This is a genomic window from Mycobacterium europaeum (assembly GCF_034555895.2).
GTDB classification, from domain to species: domain Bacteria; phylum Actinomycetota; class Actinomycetes; order Mycobacteriales; family Mycobacteriaceae; genus Mycobacterium; species Mycobacterium europaeum.
Window position 1 is genome coordinate 4,535,555 of sequence record NZ_CP157315.1, and the last position, 25,589, is coordinate 4,561,143.

Sequence of the window (25,589 nt, forward strand, 5' to 3'; positions counted from 1 at the left end):
CCGTACTCCTAGCTCACGGGTGCGCGGTTCTGGTCGCGAGCGCGTGCGCGAAAGCCGGTCGCGCGAGGAGCGCAAAGAGGCGACCCGTCGCGCCATCATCGCCGCGGCGCTCAAGCTGCTGCAGGACCGCAGCTTTTCCAGCCTGAGCCTGCGCGAGGTGACCCGTGAGGTCGGGATCGTCCCGGCGGCGTTCTACCGTCACTTCGAGTCGATGGAGGCCCTCGGGCTGGTCCTGATCGACGAGTCGTTCCGGAGCCTGCGCGACACCCTCCGCGAGGCCCGCGCCGACAAGCTCGACCCGAATCGGGTGATCGAATCGTCCGTCGAGATCCTGGTCGCCAGTGTCGCGCAGCGGCGGGAACATTGGCGATTCATCGCACGCGAACGCAACAGCGGGCTGAGCGTGCTGCGCTATGCCATCCGCACCGAGATCCGGCTGATCACGTCCGAGTTGGCGACCGACCTGGCGCGCTTTCCGCGGCTACACGAATGGAGCACCGAGGACCTCAACGTGCTGGCGACCCTGTTCGTCAACGCGATGATCGTCATCGCGGAGGCCATCGAGGACGCGCAGAGCACCGAGGCTCTGGAAGACATCCGGCGGATCGCCGTCAAGCAACTGCGGATGATCGCGATCGGCATCGCCGGCTGGAAGAGCAGCCCCTAGCGCCCGTTCGCGTGTCCGGCCGGCAGTGAACAGTCGAACACTGGTTGCCTCACTCCGTCGTCTGCGTGAAGTCCGGCGCCCCGTTCTCGTCGACGACCTCGTAGAGCGACCGGCCGTCTTCGGGCGCGCCGTCGATCTGACCGCGATGCGCGCGCCCGGGAGGGCCGTCGGGGGTCGCGCCCGCCGCGTCGTCGCCAGAGACGTCAGGCTCCTCTTCGGCCAGCCGGGCATCCAGGGATTCACCCTCGCGCGCTTCCCGTGCGGTCATGCCGAACCGGTTCGCTTCGCTCCAGCCCTCGGGCGGGTCGACGACGATGTCACCGTCGTCGTTGTGGACCTCGTCGGAGTCGGTGCCTTCACTCGCGTTCAGGGTGTCACCGGGTCCGCCTTCCTCGGGAAAGTCAGCGGGGTCCACCACCTCGTCGGCTTGCGGGTTTTCGCTCATGCGGGAACGGTTGCCCGCCGGGTAGGGGGGCTAAACGCCGGTGACCGCTAGCGCGGCGTCCGCCACATCGCCCACATCGTCGGGCCACCGTCGGGCACGACGATCTCGCGGGTCACCGTGAAGCCGAAACGTTCGTAGTACGGCACGTTTTCGGGCTTGCTCGACTCGAGATAGGCGGGACAGTACTCGGCGTCGCAGCGGTCCAGCCGCGACCGCATCAGCGCCTGACCGAAGCCCCGCCCGCGGACCGAGGGGTCGCTGCCGATCACGGCGAGATACCAGTGCGGCTCTTCGGGATGCGTGCGCTTCATCAACTCCTGCAGCCCACGCGCCCTGCCCGAACGCAGGCCGAACACCCGCAGGAAAGTGGGGATCATCGCGAGTTCACCCAGGCGCGTCTCCCGCCACTGATCGGGTGGATCCCACAGCGCCGCCGCGCCGATGCCGCCGCCGTCACAGGCCACCTCGACACCGCCGCACCCCAGGTGGTGGTGGCGCGTCATGGTCGCGAACAACCGGTGCAGGTGCGCGGCCCGCGCCCTCGGGTCGGGCAGCAGCCAGGTGGTCACCGGGTCGTCGTGGAAGGCCCGGCCCAGCGTGCGTGACAACTCGCGGAGATCGGCCTTGCGCGCCGAGCGTGTCTGGGGGCTCACCCGAGTCAGGCTAGCGGGTGGCCCACCGTCGCATCAGGGGTGTGATCGCCGCGGCGACGGGTACGTTAGACCCGTGACCGGCGTCTCGCGTCGCGCATTCGGGCGGATGGCCGCCGGTGCGGGCGCGCTCGGCACCGCCGGACTTTCCGCCGGCTGCGGGCGCCCCGGCACCGACCACGCCACGCCCGCGGCCCCACCGCCGCCCGCGGCCAAGGCGGTGGGTGTGGTGCTCTCCCACGAGCAGTTCCGCACCGACCAACTGGTGGCCCAAGCCCGGGCCGCCGAACAGGCCGGCTTTCAGCATGTCTGGGCCAGCGACCACATCCAGCCGTGGCAGGACAACGAGGGTCATTCGATGTTCCCGTGGCTGACCCTGGCACTGGTGGGCAACGCCACCAGCCGCATCGCCTTCGGCACGGGCGTGACCTGCCCCACGTACCGGTACCACCCGACGGTGGTGGCACAGGCCTTCGCCTCGCTGGCGGTCCTGTATCCCGGACGCGTCTTCCTCGGGGTCGGGACGGGGGAACGGCTCAACGAACAGGCGGCCACCAACGCGTTCGGCAAGTACACCGAGCGCCACGACCGGCTGGTCGAGGCGATCATCCTGATCCGCCAGTTGTGGAGCGGATCACGAACCTCGTTCGCCGGGCGCTACTTTCAGACCAACTCGTTGAAGCTCTACGACACGCCGCCGACACCGCCGCCCATCTTCGTCGCGGCCAGCGGACCGAAGAGCGCGACAATGGCCGGCCAATACGGCGACGGATGGATCGGTCAGGCCCGAGATGTCACGAACTCCACGCTGCTGGCCGCATTCGACGCCGGCGCCCGCGCGGCCGGCCGCGATCCCGGCAGCATGGGCAAGCGCGCCGAGATGTTCGCAGTAGTCGGCGACAGCGCGGAGGCGACCGCCGCCGCCGACCTGTGGCGCTTCACCGCCGGCGCGGTCGACCAGCCCAACCCGGTCGAAATCCAGCGCGCCGCACAGGTCAACCCCATCGACAAGGTGCTGGCCAACTGGACCGTCGGCACCGACCCCGCGCCGCACATCAAGGCGGTGCAAGCGATCCTGGATGCCGGCGCGGTGCCGTTCATGCATTTCCCCCAGGCAAACCCGCTCACGGCCATCGAGTTCTACCGCACCAACGTGCTGCCCAAGTTGCACTGATCGCCGGCGGAAATCGCCGCCTTCTCGATACGCGCACCGCGGCAAGGCATCTGGCGGGCATGGGTGGACATCACCGCCCGAAGCGTCATGACACTACCCGCAAAGAGGCTGACGGAAACAACTGATGTTTTGCCACAACCCGATGCGCGCCGCCGGCACGGGGAGCTTGAGGAGCAGTTCTTTTGGCCGGCGGTGCGTGACGCGGTCGGTGACGGCATCGTCGACAAAGCGCTCGAACAGGAGCAGGCCGGTAAGCGACTGTTGCAACGGCTCGAGGACGGCAAGCCGGGCGAGCCGGACTACCACGAAGCGTTGCAGGAGTTCGTCAAGGCCGGTCGCGAACACATCGCCTACGAGCAGGACGTGGTGTGGCCGCAGGTCGAGCTCGCGATCAGCCGGGACGACTTGGAGAAGATCGGCGAAAAGCTGGAACAGGCAAAGAAAATCGCTCCGACCCGGCCCCACCCGGCCACCCCGCCCAACCCGGCGGTGCTCAAGACGATGGGGATGGGAGCGGCGATCGTCGACCACGTGCGCGACGCACTCACCGGCCGCGACAAGGACAACCCACCGGATCCGCAGGCCAAGTGAAAACCGCGAGGGCCGGGCGCTGGGACCACAGCGCCCGGCCCTCGTCGTGAATCAGCTTGTGGGAACGCGCTGTTCGTGGGTGAACGGCTTCTCGGCCTTGATGGCCGGCGAGCCCTGCGGGTTGTCCTGTGCGCCCTTGTTCTGCCGAGTGTCACCGCCCAGCCACTGCTGTTCCGGCTTCTCGACGTACTCCCACTCCATACCCTCCGGCCACGGGCCCTGGCCCTGGTTCCACGGGCCGCGGATCGATTCGCCGCCGCCGTTGGACATGTTGAACGCGACGTTCTGGAAGCGCGGGTCGGCGGCCAGCTGCCCCGGAGGGAAGTTCACCGGAAGCTCGTTGAGCGCCGCGGTGAACTGCTGGTAGTGCGCCACCTCGCGGGTCATCAAGAAGTTCAGGGTGTCTTGCACGCCCGGGTCGTCGGTGAACTGCTTGAGGTATTCGTAGACGATCTTCGCCCGCGACTCGGCGGCGAGGTTGCTCCGCAGATCCACCGTGGGGTCGCCGTTGGCGTTGACGTAGGAACCCATCCATGGCACCCCTTGCGAGTTGCTCACATCGGGGCTGCCGCCGTTCAGCGCCATATACAGCGGATTGACCGCGACTTGATGGACGATCTGGTCACGACCGTCGGCGCTGGCCACCGCGGGCATCCAGTCGCACTTCTCGTTGGCCATCTTCAGGTTGTCGTTGAGGCCGTCCAGCAACATCGTGATCATCGAGCCGACCATCTCGAGGTGGCTGAGTTCCTCGGTGGCGATGTCCATGAACAGGTCGTACATCTTCGGGTTCTTGTCGCGTAGGACGAACGCCTGGGTGAAGTACTGCATGGCGGCCTTGAGTTCACCGTTGGCGCCACCGAACTGCTCTTGTAGCAGCGTCGCAAACCGTGGATCGGGCTCGCTGACGCGGACCTCGAATTGAAGATCTTTGTTATGGATGAACACTGGGCCTCCCCGGGGGGTTGAGATAGATCTGGTCGACGGCGGGTACCCGTGGTCGATGCGAACAAACGTTGCCGGCGGCCACCTGCCACCGGCATTCGCAACACCAGCAACCGATGCTCGGCACCGGGCGGACACGCATGCCGGGCGGTGATGGAGAATCCGCTCTTATGGAGTCCGCAGACCCGACCTCGACCCACCAACTGGCCCTGCGCATGGCCGAACTGGCCCGGGACATCGCCACGCCGCGCTCCCTCGGTCAGGTGCTCGCCGACGTGACCACCGCCGCGGTGGAGCTGATCCCGGCGGCGGACATCGCCGGGGTGCTGTTGATCAAGGGCGGCGGAGAGTTCGAATCGGTCGCGGACACCGACAGCCTGGCTGCGCAGCTCGACAGGTTGCAGCACGAGTTCAGCGAGGGCCCCTGCCACGACGCCGCGCTGAAACAGACGATCGTGCGGACCGACGACCTCCGCAACGAGCCACGCTGGCCGCAATACGCCCCCGCGGCGGTGGAACACGGTGTGCTGAGCAGTCTTTCGTTCAAGCTGTACACCGCTGAACGCACCGCCGGCGCGCTGAACCTGTTCAGCTTCCGGGCCGACCCGTGGGACACCGAAGCCGAGACCATCGGCGCGGTCTTCGCCGCGCATGCCGCATCGGCAATCATGGCCGGACGGCACGGGCAGCAGATGCAGTCCGCCCTGTCGACGCGGGACCGCATCGGCCAGGCCAAGGGCATCATCATGGAGCGCTACGGCGTCGACGAACTGCGCGCGTTCGACCTGCTGCGCCGGCTCTCCCAGGAGAGCCAGCTCAAGCTCGTCGACATCGCCCAGCGCGTCATCGACACCCGCGGCGACGGCTGATCCGCCGCCGCCGCCATCTACGATGGGATGGCCTTCATCGACGAAGCCGGCGCGACGCGGTGCCGGGGAACGGGTGGCCACCGTGTGGGATTTCGAAACGGATCCGGAATATCAGGCGAAGCTCGACTGGGTGGAAAAGTTCATGGTCGACGAACTCGAGCCGCTCGATCTGGTCGCGCTAGACCCGTATGACAAGAAGAACGCCGAGATGATGGCGATCCTGCGGCCCTTGCAGCAGCAGGTGAAGGACCAGGGGCTGTGGGCGGCGCACCTGCGCCCCGAGCTCGGCGGACAGGGCTTCGGTCAGGTCAAGCTCGCGCTGCTGAACGAGATCCTCGGCCGGTCCCGCTGGGCGCCGTCGGTGTTCGGCTGCCAGGCGCCGGATTCGGGCAACGCCGAGATCCTGGCGATGTTCGGCACCGACGAGCAGAAGGCCCGCTACCTGCAACCGCTGCTGGACGGCGAGATCACCTCGTGCTATTCGATGACCGAACCGCAGGGCGGTTCCGACCCCGGGCAATTCGTCACCGCCGCCACCCGCGACGGCGACGACTGGGTGATCAACGGCGAGAAGTGGTTCTCCACCAACGCCAAGCACGCCTCGTTCTTCATCGTGATGGCCGTGACCAACCCCGAGTCGCGCACCTACGACAAGATGTCCCTGTTCATCGTTCCGGCCGAGACACCCGGCATCGAGATCGTCCGCAACGTCGGCGTGGGCGCAGAGTCCAGCAAACGCGCCAGCCACGGCTATGTCCGCTACACCGACGTCCGCGTCCCGGCCGACCACGTGCTGGGCGGCGAGGGCCAGGCGTTCATGATCGCGCAGACCCGGCTCGGCGGTGGCCGCATCCACCACGCGATGCGCACAATCGCCTTGGCGCGCAGCGCGTTCGACATGATGTGCGAGCGCGCCGTGTCACGTCAGACGCGGCACGGGCGGCTGTCGGACTTCCAGATGACCCAGGAGAAGATCGCCGACAGCTGGATCCAGATCGAACAGTTCCGGCTACTGGTGCTGCGCACCGCGTGGCTGATCGACAAGCACCACGACTACCAGAAGGTGCGCCGCGACATCGCGGCGGTCAAGGTCGCCATGCCCCAGGTGCTGCACGACGTCGTCCAGCGGGCCATGCACCTGCACGGCGCGCTCGGCGTCTCCGACGAGATGCCGTTCGTCAAGATGATGGTGGCCGCCGAGTCGCTGGGGATCGCCGACGGCGCCACCGAATTGCACAAGATGACGGTGGCCCGCCGCACCTTGCGCGAATACCAGCCCGTGACAACACCTTTCCCCTCCGCACACATCCCCACCCGGCGCGCGGAGGCGCAGGCCCGGCTCGCCGAGCGGCTCGAGCATTCCGTCGCGGAGTTCTGACCCGGGAGCCTGGGCTGCCGTAAAGTGTCACCGCGGTTTATGTCTGGCGGTGGCGCCGGTGGTGCGGTGCCGCCGGCCGAACGGGCGGCCAGGTCAGGTGATGTAGCGGACGATGCTCTCGGCCACACAGGCCGGCTTGGGTGAGCCTTCGATTTCGACGGTGGTCGACATGGTCGCCTGCACGGCGCCGTTCCCGACATCGTCGACGCCGACCAGGGACGTCTGCGCGCGCACCCTGGAGCCGACCGGCACGGGCGCGGGAAAGCGAACCTTGTTGAGGCCGTAGTTTATTGCCAGCTTGATGCCGTTGACGGTGTAGATCTGGTGCTGCAGGCGGGGCAGCAGCGCCAGGGTCATGAAACCGTGGGCGATCGTCCCACCGAACGGACCGGCGGCCGCGCGGTCGGGGTCGACGTGGATCCACTGGTGATCGCCGGTCGCGTCGGCGAACAGGTTGACGTCTTGCTGGGCGATCGTCACCCAGTCGCTGTGCCCGATCGTCTCGCCGGCGGCGGCCGCGAGGTCGGCTACAGATTCGAAGGTGCGCATCGACGTTCCTCCTTGACTCCGGGTGGTAACCATAGCGCTGCAGCCATGCCGGCCCGCCAGCCGGCCCACCCCGCTTGCCCGGGCACCGCGCGGGTAGTCGCGACCGGGAAAGCAGCGCCGCCTCCGGGGAAAGGGCCCGGCGATCGATAGAGCGACCGGTCGCATGGCGCCCGGCCGGCGCGGCATCCAGCGCGCCGCCGACACCCCGGGGGCGGGTTTGGCGTTGGACGCCTGGGGAACCCGTCACAGGGTCAGGAGCCGCACCGAAGGGAAGCACACATGGCAGATTCGAACGGCCACAAGACAGAGTCCGACGTCGAACCGGAGGCTCACGAGTCTCGCTCACGCGCCGCGGCCGGAGAGGCCGACGGCTCGTACGTCGGGGCGGCCAGTGCGGACGATTCCTTCGATGCCGGGGAAACGGGCGCCGAAGCGCGCAGTCAACGCGGCTGACTGACGCCGCGGCTCCAGCACGGCTCTCAGGAGAGCCCGTACAGCAGCACGGCGAAGCCGACCAGCACGGCGGCCGCGGCCGCGAGTGCGCGGCGCTGGTGCTGCATCCAGTGCCTGATCCGCTCCAGCTGAGGGTCGATTCGTGAACCGACGACGAGGTAGGCCAGGACTGGGGCGGCGACAGTCGAACTCGCCAGCGCCGCATAGTAAGCCACCGCCAGCACCGAGCTGACCGGGGTCATGCGGACGGTGGCGATCTCCGTCCCGACGGCCGCGCTGGCGGCCAGCACCTTCGGGTTGGCCAGCATGGGTAACATCCCGATCGCGGCCGCGGCCGACGGAGTGATCGTGCCCACGCTGTTTTCCCACCCGGGCCCGGCCTCTCCGTGGGCGCGTCGCCACCACAGCCAGGCACCGAACGACATCAGCACCACGCCGGCACCCATGACCACCCAGTCGGCCCACGCCGGTGCGGGCCCCAGCAGATCGTCGAACACGCGCGGGAACTGCATGAACCCCGCCGCGAGGACGGTCAGCGACACCAGCCTGCCCGTCAAGTACGCGACACTCGACGAGTACGGCCGGTCGTTGTGAACGAGCAGTACCAACGCCACCACGATGGGTATGGGCGAAAGTGCCACCACGAGGGCCGGTGCGGTCAGCTTCGCCAATACCAGGCCCGAAACTACCGACACACCAATACCTTTCAGACGTCCACCAGCGTCACGTCAGAACGCCGGCAGACTTCGGTGATCACGACACGCTGCCGGGCCCGCGGTAGTCACGGGCCCGGCTCAACCCCCGATGGGCCGGCGTCAGGGCGTCGGAGATGGTTGCTTCAGCGCGCCGATCGCGGCTTCCAGCTTGGCGGTGGCCTGGTCCGCAACGTCCTGCAGGGCGCCCTGCTCACCGGTCACCTTGACCATCAATTGGGGATCCATCGCCTCGACGAGAACCGCGTCACCCGAGCTGTCGGGGTCGGTCCGCACCACGACGTTGCATGGCAGCAACTGGCCGATCTGGCGGTGAATCCCGAGGGCGCGATGCGCCAACGTCGGATTGCAGGCACCCAGGATGACGTAGTCCTCCATGTCCTCACCGAGCTTCTTCTTCAGCGTGGCCTTCACGTCGATGGTGGTCAGCACACCGAAACCCTGCTCGGCCAGAGCTTCCGTCGTCCGATTCACCGCGTCTTCGAACGAGGTGTGCAGCGTGGCGGTCAACCCTGATGTCATTTCTTCCTCCTCTTTCCAGGTTTTCTCGATGGCGCGTGCGCCTCAGGCCGCGTCGCGCGGCCGTTGCAGCTGGGCGAACTGGGGAACCGCGGCCAACGTCGCGATCGCGTCGAACAATGCGACCGAGTCCTTCTCGTCGGGTACCGCGGTGAGGACCGGCCCGAAGAACGCATGCCCGTCGATCTGCAGAATCGGGCTGCCGCCGGTTTCGCCGAGAGCATCCTGTGCCGCCTGGTGCCCTCGGCGGACGGACTCGTCCAGGGACTCGTCGGACACCGCCTCGGCGGTGGTGTCGCGCACCCCCACCGTGGTCAACAGGTGGGCGACGAGGCCGTCGTCGAGGGGCTCCGAGCGGTCGATGTATCGCTCACCGAAGGCGAAGTAGGCGGCAACCCACCCGTCGTCACCCTTCTCCCGCGCTATAGCGGCCATCAACCGGCCGACTTTGCGGGAGTCGCGCATCCGCGCCTGCTGCGGGGGCGGGAGTTCCCGTCCCTCGTTGAGCACCGCCAGGCTCATCAGCTGCCAATCCACCGACATGCCGGTCTTCTCGGCGACGGCGCGGATCCAGCGTGCGGTGTTCCAGGAGAACGGACACACCGGGTCGAGCCACAGCGTGACCTTCGATCCGGCTCGACCACTGTCGGCAGGCTCCATTGCTCATCCCCTTGTCGTAGCGGCCTGTCGTCAGGCCAGGCTGAGGAACAGCTTTTCCAACTCGTCGATCGACAGGCCGGCCCCGTCAGAGGGACTACCCTCCGGCCGGGTGATGCAGTCGCGCAGACCCGAGGCAATGATCTTGAATCCGGCGCGATCCAGCGCCCGCGACACCGCGGCCAACTGGGTGACGACATCTTTACAACTGCGGCCCTGCTCGATCATCGCGATGACGCCGCCGAGTTGGCCGTGGGCCCGGCGCAACCGCGCGAGGACCGCATCCATGTCGGCGGGGTCGTGGCCGGCGAGGTCGGCCTTGACCGGCCAACCGCCCTGAAATACTTCTTCCATGACTCCTTCATACCATACCCCGGGGGGCATCGGAGCCGGAATAGCAATACCCCAGGGGGTATGGTACTACTAGAACCGCGGGTGAAGCAGGAACTCGCGGGTATCCCGGCGTGCGTTGACGCGGGGCGTGTGCCTGCTGACCCTCAACTGCGGGCCGAATGGCCCTATTGGCTTCGATGACGCGGGCTGAGACTCCATACCAGGAGGACCAGGTCACGAGGGAAAGGAAACGTCAGTGTCCACGTTTCTCAGACGGGCGTGGGTACCGCTCGTGGTCGTGGTGGCGGTTGCGCTTGGCGGCGTGGCCGTCGATCGGCTTCGCGGCGTTTTCGGCTCGGAAGCGATCTTCACCGCCACCGGCAGCAGTGCCGCGCCTCTGGAGCCCTCGCATATCAAGCAGGTCATATACGAGATCTACGGGCCCAGCGACACGACAGGAAGCGTGAGTTACTTGGACAAGAACGCTCAGCCGGCACAGGCCGACTTCACCAGCCTGCCCTGGACCTTCACGATCACCACGACCGTGCCTGCCGTGATCGCCAACGTGGTGGCGCAGGGCGATAGCGACCGACTCGGGTGCCGCATCACCGTCAACGGTGTGGTCAAGGACGAGCAGTCCTCGACCGGGCGCCACGCCCAGACTTCCTGCCTGGTGAAGGCCGCATGAACACCGACACCGACACCCGTCCGAGGTTCATGCGGTTCGTCCGCACCTTCGCGTGGCCGATCATCATCGGCTGGCTGCTGCTCACCGTTGCCCTGAACGTGCTTGTGCCGCCGATCGAATCGGTCGCACGCAAGCACGCGGTGACCATGTCACCGCAGGATGCGCCGGCGATGATTGCCGCCAAACGGATGGGCGCGACGTTCCACGAGTCGGATTCCGACAGCATCGCGATGGTCGTCCTGGAGAGCGACAAGCAACTCGGCGACGAGGCGCACCGCTATTACGACGGCCTGGTGAAAAAGCTGGAGAACGACCCCAAACACGTGCAGCACGTCCAGAACGTGTGGGGGGACCCGCTCACCGCCGCCGGCGTTCAGAGCAAGGACGGCAAAGCCGCCTATGTCCAACTCAACCTGGCCGGCAACCAGGGCAGCACCCTGGGCAACGAATCCGTCGATGCGGTGCGCAAGATCGTCGACAAATCAGACCCGCCCAAGGGGCTCAAGGTATATGTCACCGGCCCGGCACCGCTGACGACGGACATGAACGAGGCCGCCGATAAAAGCATGTTCAAGATGATGGGCGTCACGGGCGTGGTCATCATGATCATGCTGTTCATCGCCTATCGGTCCGTCAGCACGGTGCTGCTCGTTCTGGTGATGGTCGGCTTCGAAATGGGGACGGCCAGAGGACTTGTCGCGCTCCTCGGGAATTACCAGCTGTTGGGTTTCTCGACCTTCGTCGTTGCCATGTTGTCCTCGTTGGCGATCGCGGCCGGGACCGACTACGCGATCTTTCTGATCGGGCGCTACCAGGAGGCGCGTCAGGCGGGGCAGGACCGGGAAACGGCCTACTACACCATGTTCCGCGGAACCTCGCACATCATCCTGGGCTCGGGGTTGACGATCGCGGGAGCCACCTTCTGCCTGCACCTGGCGCGGCTGTCGTATTTCAAGGCGCTCGGCATTCCGTCCGCGCTGGGCTTGCTCGTCGTCGTCGCCGGAGCGATGACCGCGGCGCCGGCCGTTGTCGCTGTGGCAACCCGGTTCGGGCTGCTCGACCCCCGCCGGATGATCAAGACCCGTGGGTGGCGGCGCATCGGCACCGCGACGGTGCGCTGGCCCGGCCCGGTGTTCGCGGCCTCCTTGGTCATCGCCATCGTCGGCATCCTCATCATGCCGAGCATGAAGATCAGCTACAACGACCGCTACTACATTCCGCCGGGCGTGCCGTCGAACATCGGATACGCGGCCGCCGAACGCCATTTCAGCGCCGCCACGATGAATCCCGACATCCTCATGATCGAGAGCGATCACGACATGCGGAACAGCGGCGACATGATCATCCTGGACCGGCTCGCCAAAGACATCTTCCGGTCACCGGGAATCGCGATGGTGCAAAGCATCACCCGGCCACTCGGCGGGCCGATCGAGCACACCTCGATACCGTTTCAGATCAGTGCCCAATCGATTCCGATCCAAGAGAACCTCCAGTTCATGAGGGACCGCACGGCCGACATGCTCAAGATGAGCGACGACCTCGGCGCCATGATCGGCTCGATGCAGCGGATGCAGGGCCTGCTCGGGCAGATGAGCAGCGCGACGCATCGCATGGTCGGCGACATGCACGACATGCAGGCCACGCTGGACGAAATGCGGGACCATCTGGCCGATTTCGACGACTTCGCGCGACCGCTCCGCAGCTATCTGTACTGGGAACAGCACTGCTACAACATCCCCATCTGCTGGGCGACGAGGTCGGTGTTCGAGGCGATCGACGGTGTGGACAAGTTCAGCGAGAACATGAGCACGCTGATCAAGGACGTGGACAACATCGACGCGATCATCCCGCAGATGGCCGCGCAGTTCCCGCCGATGATCGCCGTCGCCCAATCCATGCAGGGCACTCTGCTCACCATGCACAGCAGCTTCTCCGGCCTGGTCACGCAGATGGCTCAGATGACCGACACGGCCAGCGCGATGGGGCAGGCCTTTGACGCCTCCCGCAGTGGCGACTACTTCTATCTGCCGCCGGAAGCCTTCCAGAATCCCGACTTCCAGCGCGGTCTGAAGCTCTTCCTGTCTCCGGACGGCAAGGCCGCGCGCTTCATCATCACCCATGACGCGGATCCGGCCACCCCGGCGGGCATTTCAGCCGTCATGCCCGAACTCGCCGCCGCGCACCAAGCGGTCAAGGGAACGACCCTGACCGGGGCCAAGTTCTACCTCGCCGGGACGGCGGCGATCTACCGCGACATCCAGTCGGGATCCCATTACGACCTGCTGATCGTGGGGCTCGCGGCGCTGACGCTGATCTTCGTCGTCATGGTGATCATCACGCGGGCACTGGTGGCGTCCCTGGTGATCGTGGGGACGGTGCTGCTCTCCCTGGGCGCCGCCTTCGGGCTCTCGGTGCTGGTGTGGCAACACCTCTTCGGCCTGGAATTGAACTGGATCGCCCCGGTGTTCGGGTTGATCATCCTGCTGGCCGTCGGCTCGGACTACAACCTGTTGCTGGTGTCGCGGTTCCAGGAGGAGATCGGAGCCGGCCTCAAGACCGGCATCATCCGGTCGATGGGCGAGACCGGTGGGGTCGTCACCACGGCGGGCCTCGTCTTCGCCTTCACCATGATGTCGATGGTCGCCAGCGATCTGCGCTCGATCGGCCAGGCCGGCAGCACCATCGGCCTCGGCCTGCTGTTCGACACGTTGATCGTGCGGTCGTTGATGACGCCGTCGATCGCCGCGCTGCTCGGGCGGTGGTTCTGGTGGCCGATACGAGTGCGCCCGCGACCCGCCAGCTCCATGCTGCGGCCCTTCGGTCCGCGCCGCCTGGTTCGCTCCCTCCTGCTCGGGGAGGAGACGGACGCGCACGCCCCCAGGCGCGAACAGACCATGACCTCGACGCCGGGCTGACGATCGCCGGCGCAAGATGGGGCCTGTGCGGCTACTGCTGATTTCCGACACCCACGTCCCCAACCGCGCCCGCGACCTGCCCGCAGGGGTGTGGGATGAGGTGGACGCGGCCGACGTCGTCGTGCACGCCGGCGATTGGGTGACGACCGAGCTGCTCGACGAGCTCGACAGCAGGTCGGCCCGGCTGGTGGCCTGCTGGGGAAACAACGACGGTCCCGCATTGCGCTCGCGCCTGCCGGAACGCGCGGAGGTCACCCTGGCGGGCGTGCGCATCACGGTCGTGCACGAGACCGGCGCCGCGGCCGGGCGCGAGGCGCGGATGTCGCGGCTCTACCCCGACACCCACGTCCTGGTGTTCGGGCACAGCCACATCCCGTGGGACACCACCACCGAAACCGGCCTGCGCCTGCTCAATCCGGGCTCACCGACCGATCGCCGCCGACAGCCGTTCTGCACCTACATGACCGCCTCCGTCGACGCGGGGGCCGTCACCGACGTCGTCCTGCATCGACTTCCGAAGTAGCCGATACATAACCGGCGCACAGCTTGGCCACATAAATAGCTCGGTTACAGAGATATCCTGGGAAGGGTGCAGTCGAGTACCGATGTGGTCACCGAGGTATTTCGCGTCGTCGGCCGGTTTCGCCGGCAACTGCGGCGGTCCGCCGGCCGCGGCTTCGACTCGTCGCGCCTGACCGAGTCGCAGTCCGAGCTGTTGTGGCTGGTGGGCCGGCGGCCCGGCATCTCGGTGAACGCCGCCGCCGCCGAGCTCGGACTGGCTCCCAACACCGCCTCGACCCTGGTCTCCAAGCTGGTGTCCGGGGGGTTGCTCATTCGGACCGTCGGCGACACCGACCGCAGGGTCGGCCGGTTACACCTCGCCGAGCCCGCCCAGCAGATGATCGACGCGTCCCGGGCCGCGCGGCGCGAGGCGTTGGACAAAGCGCTCGCCGAGCTCGACGACGATCAAATCGAGTCTTTGACAAGAGGATTGGAGGTCATAGAGATGATGACCAAGACACTGCAGGCGCGACAGCCATGAGCGGATCACTGCCGATGGCGATCGACGGCAGGCACCTGAGCTATCGCTATGGCCGGTTCACCGCCGTCAACGACGTGACGTTGCAGGTCCGCCCCGGCGAAACGATGGGCCTGTTGGGCCCCAACGGCGCCGGGAAGACGACCATGGTCCGGATGCTCACCACGCTCGCGCCGGTGCAGCAGGGCGAATTGCGCATCTTCGGGCTGGACGCGCGCCGCCACACCACCGACATTCGCAGCAACATCGGCTATGTCCCGCAACAACTCTCGATCGAGCCCGCATTGACCGGCCGCCAGAACGTCCAGTGGTTCGCGCGGCTCTACGGCGTGCCCCGGGCCGAGCGGTCAGATCGGGTCCGGCAGGCGCTGACCGCCATGGACCTGCTCGAGGTGGCCGATCGGCTGGCCGCGGCCTATTCCGGTGGCATGGTCCGCCGCCTCGAGGTGGCACAGGCGCTGGTCAACCGCCCGTCGCTGCTGGTGCTCGATGAACCGACGGTCGGGCTGGACCCGATTGCGCGGGACGGGGTCTGGACACAGGTGCGAAAGATGCAGGCGCAGTTCGGGATGACCGTGCTGCTGACCACCCACTACATGGAGGAGGCCGACGCGCTGTGCGATCGCGTCGCGCTCATGCACCACGGTGAGTTGCGCGCGGTGGGCACACCGGCCGAGCTGAAATCCACCGTGTCGACGCGGGCGACCCTCGAGGACGTGTTCCGCCACTATGCCGCCTCCGGCCTGCAGGACGAACCGGCCGGGTCCGAGTCGGCGGGTTCGTTTCACGAAATCCGTTCCGCCAGAAAGGTTGCCCGCCGTGTCGGTTGACAACGTCATGCCGGGAAACCTGGTGCGCGCGCCGCGCGGATGGCGGCGGGTGGGCGCCGTGTTCAGCCGGATCGGCGCGTTCGCGATCGTCGAGATGCAGAAGCTGCAACACGACCGGACCGAGCTGGTCACCCGGATGGTGCAGCCGGCGTTGTGGCTGCTGATCTTCGGGACGACATTCAGCCACTTGCACGTCATCCACACCGGATCGGTGTCATACCTGGCCTTCCTGGCGCCGGGGATCATCGCCCAGTCGGCACTGTTCATCTCGATTTTCTATGGGATACAGATCATTTGGGACCGAGACGCCGGCGTATTGGCCAAGCTGATGGTGACACCGGCGCCGGCATCGGCGCTGATCACCGGCAAGGCGTTCGCGGCCGGTGTGCGCTCGGTCGCCCAGGTCGTCGGCGTCATGGCGTTGGCATACCTGATGAATGTCGGGCTGACGGTCAACCCGCTGCGGATCGTGGCGGCGATGGCCGTCGTCATGCTCGGCGCCGGGTTCTTCGCGTGCCTGTCGATGACGCTGGCCGGGCTGGTCCGCAGCCGCGATCGCCTGATGGGGATCGGCCAGGCGATCACGATGCCGCTGTTCTTCGCCTCCAACGCGCTGTACCCGGTGGACGTGATGCCCGCCTGGCTGCACGTGCTGAGCAGGGTCAACCCGCTCAGTTACCAGGTCGACGCCTTGCGCGGACTGCTCATCGGCACGCCCTTCAACCCGATGGACATCGTCGTGCTGGCGGTGGCCGCCGTGCTCGGAATCGCGGCCGCCTCAACGCTATTGCGCCGGCTCGTCACCTAGGCGCAGCGCGCCGATAGCCGTCGCGCCGGCGATTGGGAAGCCCGTCGCGCGGTTTCGGTAGCCGATCGTGACCCGAGCGTGACGATTGCTCGCCGACTCCCAATCGTTAGCCAACCGCGATCTGAACCTGCGGCCGCGACAGGCGATTTCCGTCGTCTCCGCGTGTTTCACTGCCCAGCGAACGGATTCGACCGCCGCACGCGGCAGATGAAAGTTGGGATGGGTAGAGAGCTATGAAGTTCTTCGGACAGTTGCGGAAGTTGCGTGGCGCCGCGGCGACCATGCCGCGCCAACTGGCGGTCGCGGCCATGGGGGCTGCCCTGATGTCCGGCCTCGTCACCGCGGCCGGCGTCTCGGCTACCGCGGGGGCGTTCTCGAAGCCGGGGCTCCCGGTGGAGTACCTGGAGGTGCCGTCACCGTCGATGGGCCGCAACATCAAGGTGCAGTTCGAGGGCGGCGGACCGCACGCGGTGTACCTGCTCGACGGGTTGCGCGCCCAGGATGACTACAACGGCTGGGACATCAACACCCCCGCCTTCGAGGAGTTCTACCAGTCCGGCCTGTCGGTCGTGATGCCCGTCGGCGGCCAGTCCAGCTTCTACAGCAACTGGTACCAGCCGTCGTCGGGCAACGGTCAGAACTACACCTACAAGTGGGAGACCTTCCTGACCCAGGAAATGCCGCTGTGGTTGCAGGCCAACAAGCAGGTTTCACCCACCGGCAACGCCGCGGTGGGCCTGTCGATGTCCGGCGGCTCGGCGCTGATCCTGGCCGCCTACTACCCGCAGCAGTTCCCGTACGCCGCCTCGCTGTCGGGCTTCCTGAACCCGTCCGAGGGCTGGTGGCCGACGCTGATCGGGCTCGCGATGAACGACTCGGGCGGCTACAACGCCAACAGCATGTGGGGCCCGTCGACCGACCCGGCGTGGAAGCGCAACGACCCGATGGTCCAGATTCCGCGGTTGGTCGCCAACAACACCCGGATCTGGGTCTACTGCGGCAACGGCACGCCGAGCGACCTCGGCGGCGACAACATGCCGGCCAAGTTCCTGGAGGGCCTCACGCTGCGCACCAACCAGCAGTTCCAGAACAGCTACGTCGCCGCGGGCGGTCGTAACGGGACGTTCAACTTCCCGGCGAACGGCACGCACTCGTGGCCCTACTGGAACCAGCAGTTGGTCGCGATGAAGCCCGACATCCAGCAGGTGCTGCTGGCCAGCAACACCACCGCCCAGCCGGCCCAGCCGGCACCACCGGCGGCACCGGCGCAGCCGGCCGCCTGAAACCCGCCGAACCAGCATCGGCAGCAGCGCACCGGTCAGCGCTGCTGCCGATGCTTTTTTTCGTTCCGTTCCAGCAACAGGGCGCGCCGGTCCTGGTGGAAGTAGGTGTACCCGGTCGTCACCGCGCATACGGACGTGGCCATCACCAGCATCCAGGTCCCGTTGACGACCACGCTGATGAAGCCGCCCACCGCCGCGCCCACCATAAAGCTGGCCAACAGCAGAAAGTAACCGAGCCAGTCCGAGACGTTTCCGCCACCAGCGATGTGGCGCTCGATGCCCTGGCCCATCTTGACGGTCGTGCCGGTCACATAGCTCAACGGCACCGAAACCTCGCCGTTCTTGACAAAAGAGGTGTTCAACGCCCCGGTACCAAACGCCAACAGCATCATCGGCGCGAAATCGACGAGATTCTGCGCCCATCCCACATCGAAGACGTCGATCACGGTGGCGGCCGCCAAACTGAAGGTGGTCAGCACCGTCGGGCCGTGCGGATGGTCCACCCAGAAAAATCGGCGGCACAGTGACGCAACGACCACACCGGCGACGAACGCCGCAATGAGCAGCCCGGCACTCACGGCCAGCCACCCTTCCCCGGTGAAATACCCGAGCACGGCGCGTTGGGCGTTACCGGTGATGAAAACCACGAAGTAGCCCGCGGAGTGGGTGAATGAGATCGCGCCCACCACCCCGGCCAGCGCCGCCAGCACCCACGACAACCGCGCTTCGCTATTGAAGGTTTCGCTCGCCACGCTGACATGCTGTCAGACGCCCGCCGCCCTCGCAGGGCGACGCATAGCGATTTCCTACCCCGCGCCTACGAGGCGGTGAGCCGGGCGATGGACCGCAACGGAATCGCCAACCAGTGCGGCCGGTGCCGCGCCTCATAGCCGGCCTCGTACACGGCCTTGTCCAGTTCGTAAGCGGCCAACACGTCGGCCGAATCGCGCGGGTCGACCCCCGACGCGGCGGCGTACCCCTCGCAGAACGCGGTCCGGTTGCGCTCGACCCACTCGCGGGCGCGCGCGGCCAGCTGCTTGTCGTCCGCCTGGTCCACCAGTGGTCCGTATGCGGCGTATTCGAAGGACCGCAGCACGCCGGCCACGTCGCGCAACGGTGAATCCGGTGCCCGGCGCTCATCGAGCGGCTGGCCCGGCTCGCCCTCGAAGTCGATCAGCAGCCAGCTTTCGGGGGTGCGCAGCACCTGGCCGAGGTGCAGGTCGCCGTGCACCCGCTGGACGGTGATCGCCTGATCGGACAGCTTGGAGAACCGCTCCTCGATGGTCGCCGCGTACTCCTGCAGCTCGGGCACCTTCGCCACGGTCGACGACAGCCGCGCCAGCACGGTGTCGACCGGGAAGGCCGACTCCGCGGTGCCCAGTGACTGGGCCAGGGTGGCGTGCACGGACGCCACGGCCTCGCCGAGCCGGCAGGACTCGCCGGCGAAGTCGCCGCCGACCTCGTGGGCGTACAAGTCGCCCTCCGCGAACAGGTCGCGCACGCTGGCGGTGGCCATCGCCCACCCTTCCGCGGCGTTGGATGCGAACTCGGTCACCATGCCGAGCGGCCACGCCGCGTCGGCCGGTCCGTCGGGGGCGGCCATCTCGTAGGTGCCGAGCAGCCGGGCCACGTGCGGGTTGCCGGCGCGGCCCAGCACCCGGTTCAGTTCGATGTCGGGGTTGATGCCGCTGCTGACGCGGCGAAACGCCTTGAATATCGCGGCCCGGTCGAAGATGACGCTGGTATTGCTCTGCTCGGCGTCGGACACGTGCGGCAACGCCTGAAGGGGCAGCTCGACGCCGGGCTCCTTGACGAACCTCACCTCGGTGCCCGACGCGGTACGCACGGCCGACGAGTCGATCAGCGACAGCAGAAACTGGGGTGCGTCCGTGTCGTACAGGCCGTCGAAACCGGTGCGGTCGCCGGCGGCGCCGATGGTGGCCACCGAGCTGTACTCGGAGACCGGCCCGGCATCCCATCGGACGATCACCTGGTAGCGCTCCGACGAGCCGTCGGCGTACTGGGCGTCGACCAGGACCAGGTCCAGGTCGTCGCGGAACGGGACGACGACGGCCGCCTCCGCGGAGGTGAGCTCCCGGTTACGTCCGGCGTACCACCGTTGTTGTGGAAGCCAGTCGGACCAGGGCAGCTTGGCCGGCTCGGTCATCGGTACCCCCACCCCATCACTTCGCTCTGCATCGTCGCCAGCGTGCTCATGCGTCCTCCTCACATGCGGTCAGCTGGAACCAGTAGAAACCGTGGCCGGGCAATGTCAGCAGGTAGGGCAGGTGCCCGATCCGGGGAAATTCGACATGCCCGGTCAGTTCCACCGGTGTGCAACCGCTCCAGTGCTGCAGATTCAGTTCGATCGGCTGTGGGAACCGCGACAGATTGTTGACGCACAGCACCGTGTCCCCGCCCCCGGGCGCCTGGCGCACGAACGCCAGCACCGACGGGTTGGAGCCCCCCAACTCCTCGAACGTGCCGATCGCGAAGGCCTCGTGGCGGCGCCGCACGGCCAGCATCATGCGGGTGAAGTTGAGCAGCGACGTGGAGGTGTCGCGCTGGGCCTCCACGTTGACCGCCTGATAGCCGTAGACGGAGTCCTGGCTGGCCGGCAGGTACAGCCGGCCGGGGTTGGCCTTGGAGAAGCCGGCGTTGCGGTCCGGCGTCCACTGCATCGGGGTGCGCACGCCGTCGCGGTCACCCAGCCAGATGACGTCACCCATGCCGATCTCGTCGCCGTAGTAGAGCACCGGCGAGCCGGGCAGCGACAGCAGCAGCGCGGTGAACAGCTCGATCTGGTTGCGGTCGTTGTCCAGCAGCGGCGCCAGGCGGCGCCGGATTCCCACGTTCGCCTTCATCCGCGGGTCCTTGGCGTACTCGGAGTACATGTAGTCGCGCTCTTCGTCGGTGACCATCTCGAGCGTCAACTCGTCGTGGTTGCGCAGGAAGATGCCCCATTGCGCCATGTCGGGGATCTCCGGCGTTTGCGCCAGGATCTCCGAGATCGGAATGCGCGACTCACGGCGAACCGCCATGAAGATGCGCGGCATCAGCGGGAAGTGGAACGCCATGTGGCACTCGTCGCCGCCGGTGGTGGGGTCGCCGAAGTACTCGACGACGTCGGCCGGCCACTGATTGGCCTCCGCCAGCAACACCCGGCCGGGGAACTCGTCGTCGACGACCTTGCGGACGCGTTTGAGGAAGGAGTGCGTCTCGGGCAGGTTCTCGCAGTTGGTGCCCTCCCGCTCGAACAGGTAGGGCACCGCGTCCAGCCGGAAGCCGTCGATGCCCAGGCCCAGCCAGAAGCGGATGACGTCGATCATGGCTTCCTGCACGGCCGGGTTGTCGTAGTTCAGGTCCGGCTGGTGGGAGAAGAAGCGGTGCCAGTAGAACTGGCGGCGCACCGGGTCGAAGGTCCAGTTGGACTCCTCGGTGTCGACGAAGATGATCCGGGCGTCGGTGTAGCGCTCGCTGGTGTCGCTCCACACGTAGAAGTCGCCGTACGGGCCGTCGGGGTCGTGCCGCGATTCCTGGAACCAGGGGTGCGATTCCGACGTGTGGTTCATCACCAGGTCGGTGATGACCCGGATACCCCGCTCGTGCGCGGCGTTGAGCAACGCCACGAAATCCTCGACGGTGCCGAACTCGGGCAGCACCTTGTAGAAATCCCGGATGTCGTAGCCGCCATCGCGCAGCGGCGAATCGTAGAAAGGGGGCAGCCAGATGCAGTCGATGCCCAGCCATTGCAGGTAGTCCAGGCGTCCCAGAAGTCCGCGCAGATCACCCGAACCGTCGGCGTTGGCGTCGAAGAACGCCCGGACCAGCACCTCGTAGAACACGGCGTGCTTGAACCACGTCGGGTCGGTGGGCAGCGCGGCGGCGTTGTCGAAGTCGTCGGACTCGGGGTGCTCGACGACACCGTCCTGAACGTGACTACCCCCTGCGGGATGGTGCTCGACAGCTTCTCTTGCGTCGTTCATCAAATCCACGATGCCACGTGTACCCGAGGCGCGACATTCGGAATCACGCCCACCGACATGCGACGAAACTCGCTTGGCACCAACCGAATTGACCACCAACCGCGCATCATCGGCGCGGGTATCAGGCCGGCGGCCCGTCGCCCAGCGTCACGTTGGTGGTGCGGTCGCCGCCGCCGGCGGAGCGGTAGTGCACCGCGATGTTGTCGCCGGGGTGGTGCGGGACGAGGACCTCCGTCATCGACGTGGCCCCGTTGATCGGGACGGTGTCGACCCCGGTGATGATGTCACCGGGCGAGATCCCGGCCCCCGCGGCGGGGCCGCCGGTCACCACGCGTTCGACGCGCGCGCCGTTGCCGTTGCTGTCGGTGACGCCCAGGCCGAGGAACGCGGTCGGGCCGATGTGCACGGTGTTCGAGCCGGCGCCCGCCCTGATCTGCCCGGCCACGCCCATCGCGTGGCCGATCGGGATGGCGAAGCCCTGTCCCCCGCCCGACATCTTGTAGTTGTCGGTGGCGGCGGTGTTCACGCCGACGACCTGCCCGTCGCCGTTGACCATCGGTCCGCCCGAGTCGCCGGGCCTGATCGGCGTGTCGGCCTGGATCAGGCCGCCGAGCGACTCGTTGGCGCCGGTCAGGGTGTCGGTCGCCGAGACGCTCTGGTTGAGCGCGATGACCTTGCCCGCGACGGCGCTGGGCGTTCCGCCCTGGCCGCCGGCGTTGCCCATCGCCACGACGGGCTGGCCCACCGCGACGCCGCCGCCGATGGCCGCGGTCGGGAGCCCGGCGGCGCCGCGCAGTTGCAGCACCGCGATGTCCTGGGTGCGGTCATAACCGACCACGTCGACGGCATACGTCTGGCCGTTGCCGACGTCGAAGGCGCTGATGTCCGTCGCGCCGGAGATGACGTGGTTGTTGGTCAGCACGACGCCGTTGGGGTCGATCACGATGCCGGTCCCGGCGCCCACCGCGTTGTTGTAGCCGAACTTGGTGTTGATGTTGACCACCTGCGGCCCGACCTGGCCGACCAGTGCCGCCGCATCGACCGGCGCCTGCGGCCGGGTGATCGGCGAGGCGCCCGCCGGCGCGATGCCCAAGCCGAGGCCCAACCCGACCACGGCCAGCACGCTCACCAACCATGACCACCACACCGAGCGGTGGTGCGCTTTGCTCATCCCGTCACCCTTCCTGCGTCGCGGAAAACACCGAACTGTCCCGGCCTTGGGGTCTGGGCGGCACAATCGTGTGTATATAACCGTAATGCAGGTAGCTATTCACGGCAGTGGCAAGGTTCTCATCAGCCACGATGGCCTCCCGTCCACCCTTATGACCGGCGCCTAGGCTGACACGGTGGTCGGATTCGACGCCAAGGCCAGCTTCGCTGAATCGCCGGTGGCCCGGCTGGCCACGATCACCCCGGCCGGCCTGCCCCACCTGGTTCCGGTGGTGTTCGCCGTCGCCGGGGACTCCCCCGACCTGGTGTACACCGCCGTCGACGCGAAACCCAAGACGACGCGGCGGCTGCGGCGGCTGACGAACATCGCGCACGATCCCCACGTGAGCCTGCTCGTCGACCACTACGCCGACGACTGGACGCGGCTGTGGTGGGTACGGGCCGACGGCGCGGCCACCGTCCACACCGAGGGGGCGGCGATGGAGTCCGCCTACCGGCTCCTGCGGGCCAAATACCCGCAGTATCAATCCGTTTCGCTGGACGGACCGGTGATCGCCGTCGCGGTGCGCCGCTGGTCCAGCTGGCACGCCTGACGGCAACGCCCGCCATTGCGCCGGGCCGACGCAATTGTGGCCGGACCGTGGCCTTGTGTTGGGCCGCGGTTGGGGGAAAAGTTGCTTACGGACCCTGTGAGCTAGGACACACCGCACCGGGCGCGCCCCGCCGGTGATGCGGCCGGGGAGAACTGGAGGAACGTCATGGCGGACAAGGCGAGTGCGTCCCAGGGCGCGGCGGCCGCTCCCACCGCGAAGGGGCCCGGCGATGTGCGCAACGTCGTTCTGGTCGGTCCCTCGGGTGGCGGCAAGACCACCCTGGTCGAGGCGCTGTTGGTCGCCGGAGGGGTGCTGACCCGGGCGGGCTCGGTGACCGACGGCAGCACGGTCTGCGACTACGACGACGCCGAGATCCGCCAGCAGCGCTCCGTCGGTGTTGCCGTCGCCTCACTGGCGCACGACGGCGTCAAGATCAACCTGGTCGACACCCCCGGGTACGCCGATTTCGTCGGCGAGTTGCGGGCCGGCCTGCGCGCCGCCGACTGCGCGCTGTTCGTGATCGCGGCCAACGAGGGCGTCGACGAACCCACCAAATCGCTCTGGCAGGAATGCGATCAGGTCGGCATGCCCCGCGCCGTGGTGATCACCAAGCTCGACCACACCCGCGCCAACTACGCCGAGGCCCTGGCGGCCGCGCAGAACGCCTTCGGCGACAAGGTGTTACCGCTTTACCTGCCGACCGGCATGCCGGCCTGCGAAGGCCTGATCGGCCTGCTGTCGCAGACGCGTTACCAATACGCCGGCGGCAGGCGGACCGCCCAGCCACCCGATCCGTCCGACGCCGCCCGGATCGAGGAGGCCCGCGGCACCCTGATCGAGGGCATCATCGAGGAATCCGAGGACGAGTCGCTGATGGATCGCTACCTCGGCGGTGAGTCCATCGACGAGGCGGCGCTCATCGAGGACCTGGAGCGGGCCGTGGCCCGGGCGTCGTTCTTCCCGGTGATCCCGGTGTGCAGCAGTACCGGTGTCGGCACCCTGGAGTTGCTGGAGGTCGCCACCCGCGGGTTCCCGTCGCCGATGGAACACCCGCTCCCCGAGGTGTTCACCCCGCAGGGCGCCCCCCACGCGACGCTGACCTGCGATCCCGACGCTCCCCTGCTCGCGGAGGTGGTGAAGACGACGTCGGACCCTTACGTCGGAAGGCTCAGCCTGGTCCGGGTGTTCTCCGGGACCATCAGGCCCGACACGACGGTTCATGTGTCGGGCCATTTTGCGTCGTTCTTCGGCTCCGTCAACGGCTCCAATTCCCATGGCGGCACGCACCCCGACCACGACGAAGACGAACGCGTCGGCGCCCTGTCGTTTCCGCTCGGCAAGCAGCAGCGCCCCGCGGCGGCCGTGGTGGCCGGCGATATCTGCGCGATCGGCAAGCTGAGCCGCGCCGAGACCGGCGACACGCTCTCGGACAAGGCGGAGCCGCTCGTGCTCAAACCGTGGACGATGCCCGAGCCGCTGCTGCCGGTCGCGATCCAGGCGCACGCCAAGACCGACGAGGACAAGCTGTCGGTGGGGCTGGGCCGGCTGGCCGCCGAGGACCCGACGCTGCGGATCGAGCAGAACCCCGAGACCCACCAGATCGTGTTGTGGTGCATGGGGGAGGCACACGCCGGTGTCGTCCTGGACGCGCTGGCCAACCGGTACGGCGTCACCGTGGACACCGTGGAGCTGCGGGTCCCGCTGCGCGAGACCTTCGGCGGCAAGGCGAAAGGCCACGGCCGGCACGTCAAACAGTCCGGCGGGCACGGCCAGTACGCGGTGTGCGACATCGAGGTGGAACCGCTGCCGGAGGGCGCCGGATTCGAGTTCCTCGACAAGGTGGTCGGCGGGGCGGTGCCCCGGCAGTTCATCCCGAGTGTGGAGAAGGGTGTGCGCGCGCAGATGGAGAAGGGCGTGCATGCCGGCTACCCGGTGGTCGACATCCGGGTCACGCTGCTCGACGGCAAGGCGCACAGCGTCGACTCCTCCGATTTCGCGTTCCAGATGGCCGGGGCCCTGGCGCTGCGCGAGGCGGCCGCGGCGACGAAGGTGAGCCTGCTCGAGCCCATCGACGAGATCTCCGTGCTGGTGCCCGACGACTTCGTGGGCGCGGTGATGAGCGACCTGTCGGGTCGCCGCGGCCGGGTGCTCGGTACCGAGACCGCGGGCGAGCGCACGCTGGTCAGGGCCGAGGTGCCCCAGGTGGAGTTGACGCGCTACGCGATCGACCTGCGCTCGCTGGCCCACGGCGCCTCGTCGTTCACCCGGACCTTCGCCCGCTACGAACCCATGCCGGAGGCCGCGGCGACCCGGGTGAAGGCCACCGTCTGAACG

The 25,589-nt window shown here is 67.5% G+C and carries 27 protein-coding genes; 15 read left to right on the forward strand and 12 right to left on the reverse strand.

The features are described from left to right. Window positions 1-19: 19 nt before the first annotated feature. Window positions 20-667: a TetR family transcriptional regulator gene (locus U8D42_RS20915; RefSeq protein ID WP_322858368.1), complete on the forward strand. Its 648-nt coding sequence runs from the start codon at window positions 20-22 to the stop codon at window positions 665-667. 49 nt (window positions 668-716) lie between these two features. Here U8D42_RS20915 and U8D42_RS20920 read toward each other — a convergent pair whose 3' ends face one another. Both U8D42_RS20920 and U8D42_RS20925 read right to left on the reverse strand, forming a co-directional pair. Next, entirely contained in the window at window positions 717-1,112 is a 396-nt protein-coding gene (locus U8D42_RS20920; protein ID WP_085239441.1) for a hypothetical protein, read from the reverse strand. 47 nt (window positions 1,113-1,159) lie between these two features. Beyond that, window positions 1,160-1,765 (reverse strand): GNAT family N-acetyltransferase, encoded by a 606-nt coding sequence (locus U8D42_RS20925; protein ID WP_090419791.1) that lies wholly within the window; start codon window positions 1,763-1,765, stop codon window positions 1,160-1,162. A gap of 73 nt (window positions 1,766-1,838) precedes the next feature. Here U8D42_RS20925 and U8D42_RS20930 point away from each other — a divergent pair, with 73 nt between their 5' ends. Continuing rightward, window positions 1,839-2,936: a F420-dependent hydroxymycolic acid dehydrogenase gene (locus U8D42_RS20930; protein WP_322858367.1), complete on the forward strand. Its 1,098-nt coding sequence runs from the start codon at window positions 1,839-1,841 to the stop codon at window positions 2,934-2,936. Between the two features lie 63 nt (window positions 2,937-2,999). Continuing rightward, window positions 3,000-3,527 carry a hemerythrin domain-containing protein gene (locus U8D42_RS20935; RefSeq protein ID WP_322858366.1) on the forward strand — a complete coding sequence of 176 codons (528 nt, stop codon included), beginning with the start codon at window positions 3,000-3,002 and terminating at the stop codon, window positions 3,525-3,527. Window positions 3,528-3,578: 51 nt separating this feature from the next. On the opposite strand, the gene U8D42_RS20940 is transcribed toward U8D42_RS20935, so the two are convergent. After that, the gene (locus tag U8D42_RS20940; protein ID WP_085239437.1) at window positions 3,579-4,475 is read right to left on the reverse strand and encodes a manganese catalase family protein; all 897 of its coding nucleotides are present in this window, start codon (window positions 4,473-4,475) and stop codon (window positions 3,579-3,581) included. Between the two features lie 167 nt (window positions 4,476-4,642). On the opposite strand from U8D42_RS20940, the gene U8D42_RS20945 reads away from it, so the two are divergent. Together U8D42_RS20945 and U8D42_RS20950 are read left to right on the forward strand one after the other, a co-directional pair. Continuing rightward, window positions 4,643-5,341, forward strand: coding sequence for a GAF and ANTAR domain-containing protein (locus U8D42_RS20945; RefSeq protein WP_322858365.1), 699 nt, complete (start codon window positions 4,643-4,645; stop codon window positions 5,339-5,341). Between the two features lie 82 nt (window positions 5,342-5,423). Next, window positions 5,424-6,719: an acyl-CoA dehydrogenase family protein gene (locus tag U8D42_RS20950; protein WP_085239532.1), complete on the forward strand. Its 1,296-nt coding sequence runs from the start codon at window positions 5,424-5,426 to the stop codon at window positions 6,717-6,719. Between the two features lie 93 nt (window positions 6,720-6,812). On the opposite strand, the gene U8D42_RS20955 is transcribed toward U8D42_RS20950, so the two are convergent. Next, window positions 6,813-7,268, reverse strand: a complete 456-nt coding sequence (locus U8D42_RS20955; RefSeq protein ID WP_322858364.1) for a MaoC family dehydratase — start codon at window positions 7,266-7,268, stop codon at window positions 6,813-6,815. A gap of 279 nt (window positions 7,269-7,547) precedes the next feature. Between U8D42_RS20955 and U8D42_RS20960 the strand changes: the two genes are divergently transcribed. Next, on the forward strand, window positions 7,548-7,721 hold the full coding sequence (locus U8D42_RS20960) for a hypothetical protein (protein WP_322858363.1): 174 nt from the start codon (window positions 7,548-7,550) through the stop codon (window positions 7,719-7,721). A 26-nt stretch (window positions 7,722-7,747) separates the two neighbouring features. Here the strand turns inward: U8D42_RS20960 and U8D42_RS20965 are convergent, their stop codons facing one another. The 4 genes from U8D42_RS20965 to U8D42_RS20980 form a co-directional block, all read right to left on the reverse strand. After that, window positions 7,748-8,416, reverse strand: coding sequence for a GAP family protein (locus tag U8D42_RS20965; RefSeq protein ID WP_158089949.1), 669 nt, complete (start codon window positions 8,414-8,416; stop codon window positions 7,748-7,750). A gap of 120 nt (window positions 8,417-8,536) precedes the next feature. Further along, entirely contained in the window at window positions 8,537-8,956 is a 420-nt protein-coding gene (locus U8D42_RS20970; RefSeq protein ID WP_322858362.1) for a DUF302 domain-containing protein, read from the reverse strand. A gap of 42 nt (window positions 8,957-8,998) precedes the next feature. Beyond that, window positions 8,999-9,613 (reverse strand): DsbA family protein, encoded by a 615-nt coding sequence (locus U8D42_RS20975; protein ID WP_322858361.1) that lies wholly within the window; start codon window positions 9,611-9,613, stop codon window positions 8,999-9,001. Window positions 9,614-9,643: 30 nt separating this feature from the next. Beyond that, entirely contained in the window at window positions 9,644-9,964 is a 321-nt protein-coding gene (locus U8D42_RS20980) for a metal-sensitive transcriptional regulator (protein ID WP_322858360.1), read from the reverse strand. Window positions 9,965-10,199: 235 nt separating this feature from the next. Here U8D42_RS20980 and U8D42_RS20985 point away from each other — a divergent pair, with 235 nt between their 5' ends. The 7 genes from U8D42_RS20985 (at window position 10,200) to ag85C (ending at window position 17,506) form a co-directional block, all read left to right on the forward strand. Continuing rightward, window positions 10,200-10,631 carry an MmpS family transport accessory protein gene (locus U8D42_RS20985; protein WP_322858359.1) on the forward strand — a complete coding sequence of 144 codons (432 nt, stop codon included), beginning with the start codon at window positions 10,200-10,202 and terminating at the stop codon, window positions 10,629-10,631. Then, window positions 10,628-13,546 (forward strand): RND family transporter, encoded by a 2,919-nt coding sequence (locus U8D42_RS20990; protein WP_322858358.1) that lies wholly within the window; start codon window positions 10,628-10,630, stop codon window positions 13,544-13,546. The genes U8D42_RS20985 and U8D42_RS20990 overlap by 4 nt, the downstream gene beginning before the upstream one ends. Window positions 13,547-13,571: 25 nt before the next feature. Further along, window positions 13,572-14,069 carry a metallophosphoesterase family protein gene (locus U8D42_RS20995; RefSeq protein WP_090419775.1) on the forward strand — a complete coding sequence of 166 codons (498 nt, stop codon included), beginning with the start codon at window positions 13,572-13,574 and terminating at the stop codon, window positions 14,067-14,069. Window positions 14,070-14,126: 57 nt separating this feature from the next. Continuing rightward, window positions 14,127-14,588, forward strand: coding sequence for a MarR family winged helix-turn-helix transcriptional regulator (locus U8D42_RS21000; RefSeq protein ID WP_322858796.1), 462 nt, complete (start codon window positions 14,127-14,129; stop codon window positions 14,586-14,588). Continuing rightward, complete coding sequence (locus U8D42_RS21005) at window positions 14,585-15,415, forward strand: ATP-binding cassette domain-containing protein (protein ID WP_322858357.1); 831 nt, start codon at window positions 14,585-14,587, stop codon at window positions 15,413-15,415. Before U8D42_RS21000 ends, U8D42_RS21005 begins: the two co-directional genes overlap by 4 nt. A gap of 7 nt (window positions 15,416-15,422) precedes the next feature. Beyond that, window positions 15,423-16,223: an ABC transporter permease gene (locus U8D42_RS21010; RefSeq protein WP_431523886.1), complete on the forward strand. Its 801-nt coding sequence runs from the start codon at window positions 15,423-15,425 to the stop codon at window positions 16,221-16,223. 233 nt (window positions 16,224-16,456) lie between these two features. Continuing rightward, window positions 16,457-17,506, forward strand: a complete 1,050-nt coding sequence (gene ag85C, locus U8D42_RS21015; protein WP_322858355.1) for a diacylglycerol acyltransferase/mycolyltransferase Ag85C — start codon at window positions 16,457-16,459, stop codon at window positions 17,504-17,506. 35 nt (window positions 17,507-17,541) lie between these two features. Here ag85C and U8D42_RS21020 read toward each other — a convergent pair whose 3' ends face one another. The 4 genes from U8D42_RS21020 to U8D42_RS21035 form a co-directional block, all read right to left on the reverse strand. Continuing rightward, complete coding sequence (locus tag U8D42_RS21020; RefSeq protein ID WP_322858354.1) at window positions 17,542-18,258, reverse strand: YoaK family protein; 717 nt, start codon at window positions 18,256-18,258, stop codon at window positions 17,542-17,544. 65 nt (window positions 18,259-18,323) lie between these two features. After that, on the reverse strand, window positions 18,324-19,673 hold the full coding sequence (locus U8D42_RS21025) for a maltokinase N-terminal cap-like domain-containing protein (RefSeq protein ID WP_322858353.1): 1,350 nt from the start codon (window positions 19,671-19,673) through the stop codon (window positions 18,324-18,326). A 46-nt stretch (window positions 19,674-19,719) separates the two neighbouring features. Then, window positions 19,720-21,492 carry a maltose alpha-D-glucosyltransferase gene (gene treS, locus U8D42_RS21030; RefSeq protein WP_085239531.1) on the reverse strand — a complete coding sequence of 591 codons (1,773 nt, stop codon included), beginning with the start codon at window positions 21,490-21,492 and terminating at the stop codon, window positions 19,720-19,722. Window positions 21,493-21,613: 121 nt separating this feature from the next. Next, window positions 21,614-22,663 carry a S1C family serine protease gene (locus tag U8D42_RS21035; protein WP_322858351.1) on the reverse strand — a complete coding sequence of 350 codons (1,050 nt, stop codon included), beginning with the start codon at window positions 22,661-22,663 and terminating at the stop codon, window positions 21,614-21,616. A 175-nt stretch (window positions 22,664-22,838) separates the two neighbouring features. Here U8D42_RS21035 and U8D42_RS21040 point away from each other — a divergent pair, with 175 nt between their 5' ends. Together U8D42_RS21040 and U8D42_RS21045 are read left to right on the forward strand one after the other, a co-directional pair. After that, window positions 22,839-23,255, forward strand: coding sequence for a TIGR03668 family PPOX class F420-dependent oxidoreductase (locus U8D42_RS21040; protein WP_322858349.1), 417 nt, complete (start codon window positions 22,839-22,841; stop codon window positions 23,253-23,255). A 165-nt stretch (window positions 23,256-23,420) separates the two neighbouring features. Continuing rightward, window positions 23,421-25,586 carry an elongation factor G-like protein EF-G2 gene (locus U8D42_RS21045; protein ID WP_090419769.1) on the forward strand — a complete coding sequence of 722 codons (2,166 nt, stop codon included), beginning with the start codon at window positions 23,421-23,423 and terminating at the stop codon, window positions 25,584-25,586. Window positions 25,587-25,589 lie beyond the last annotated feature (3 nt).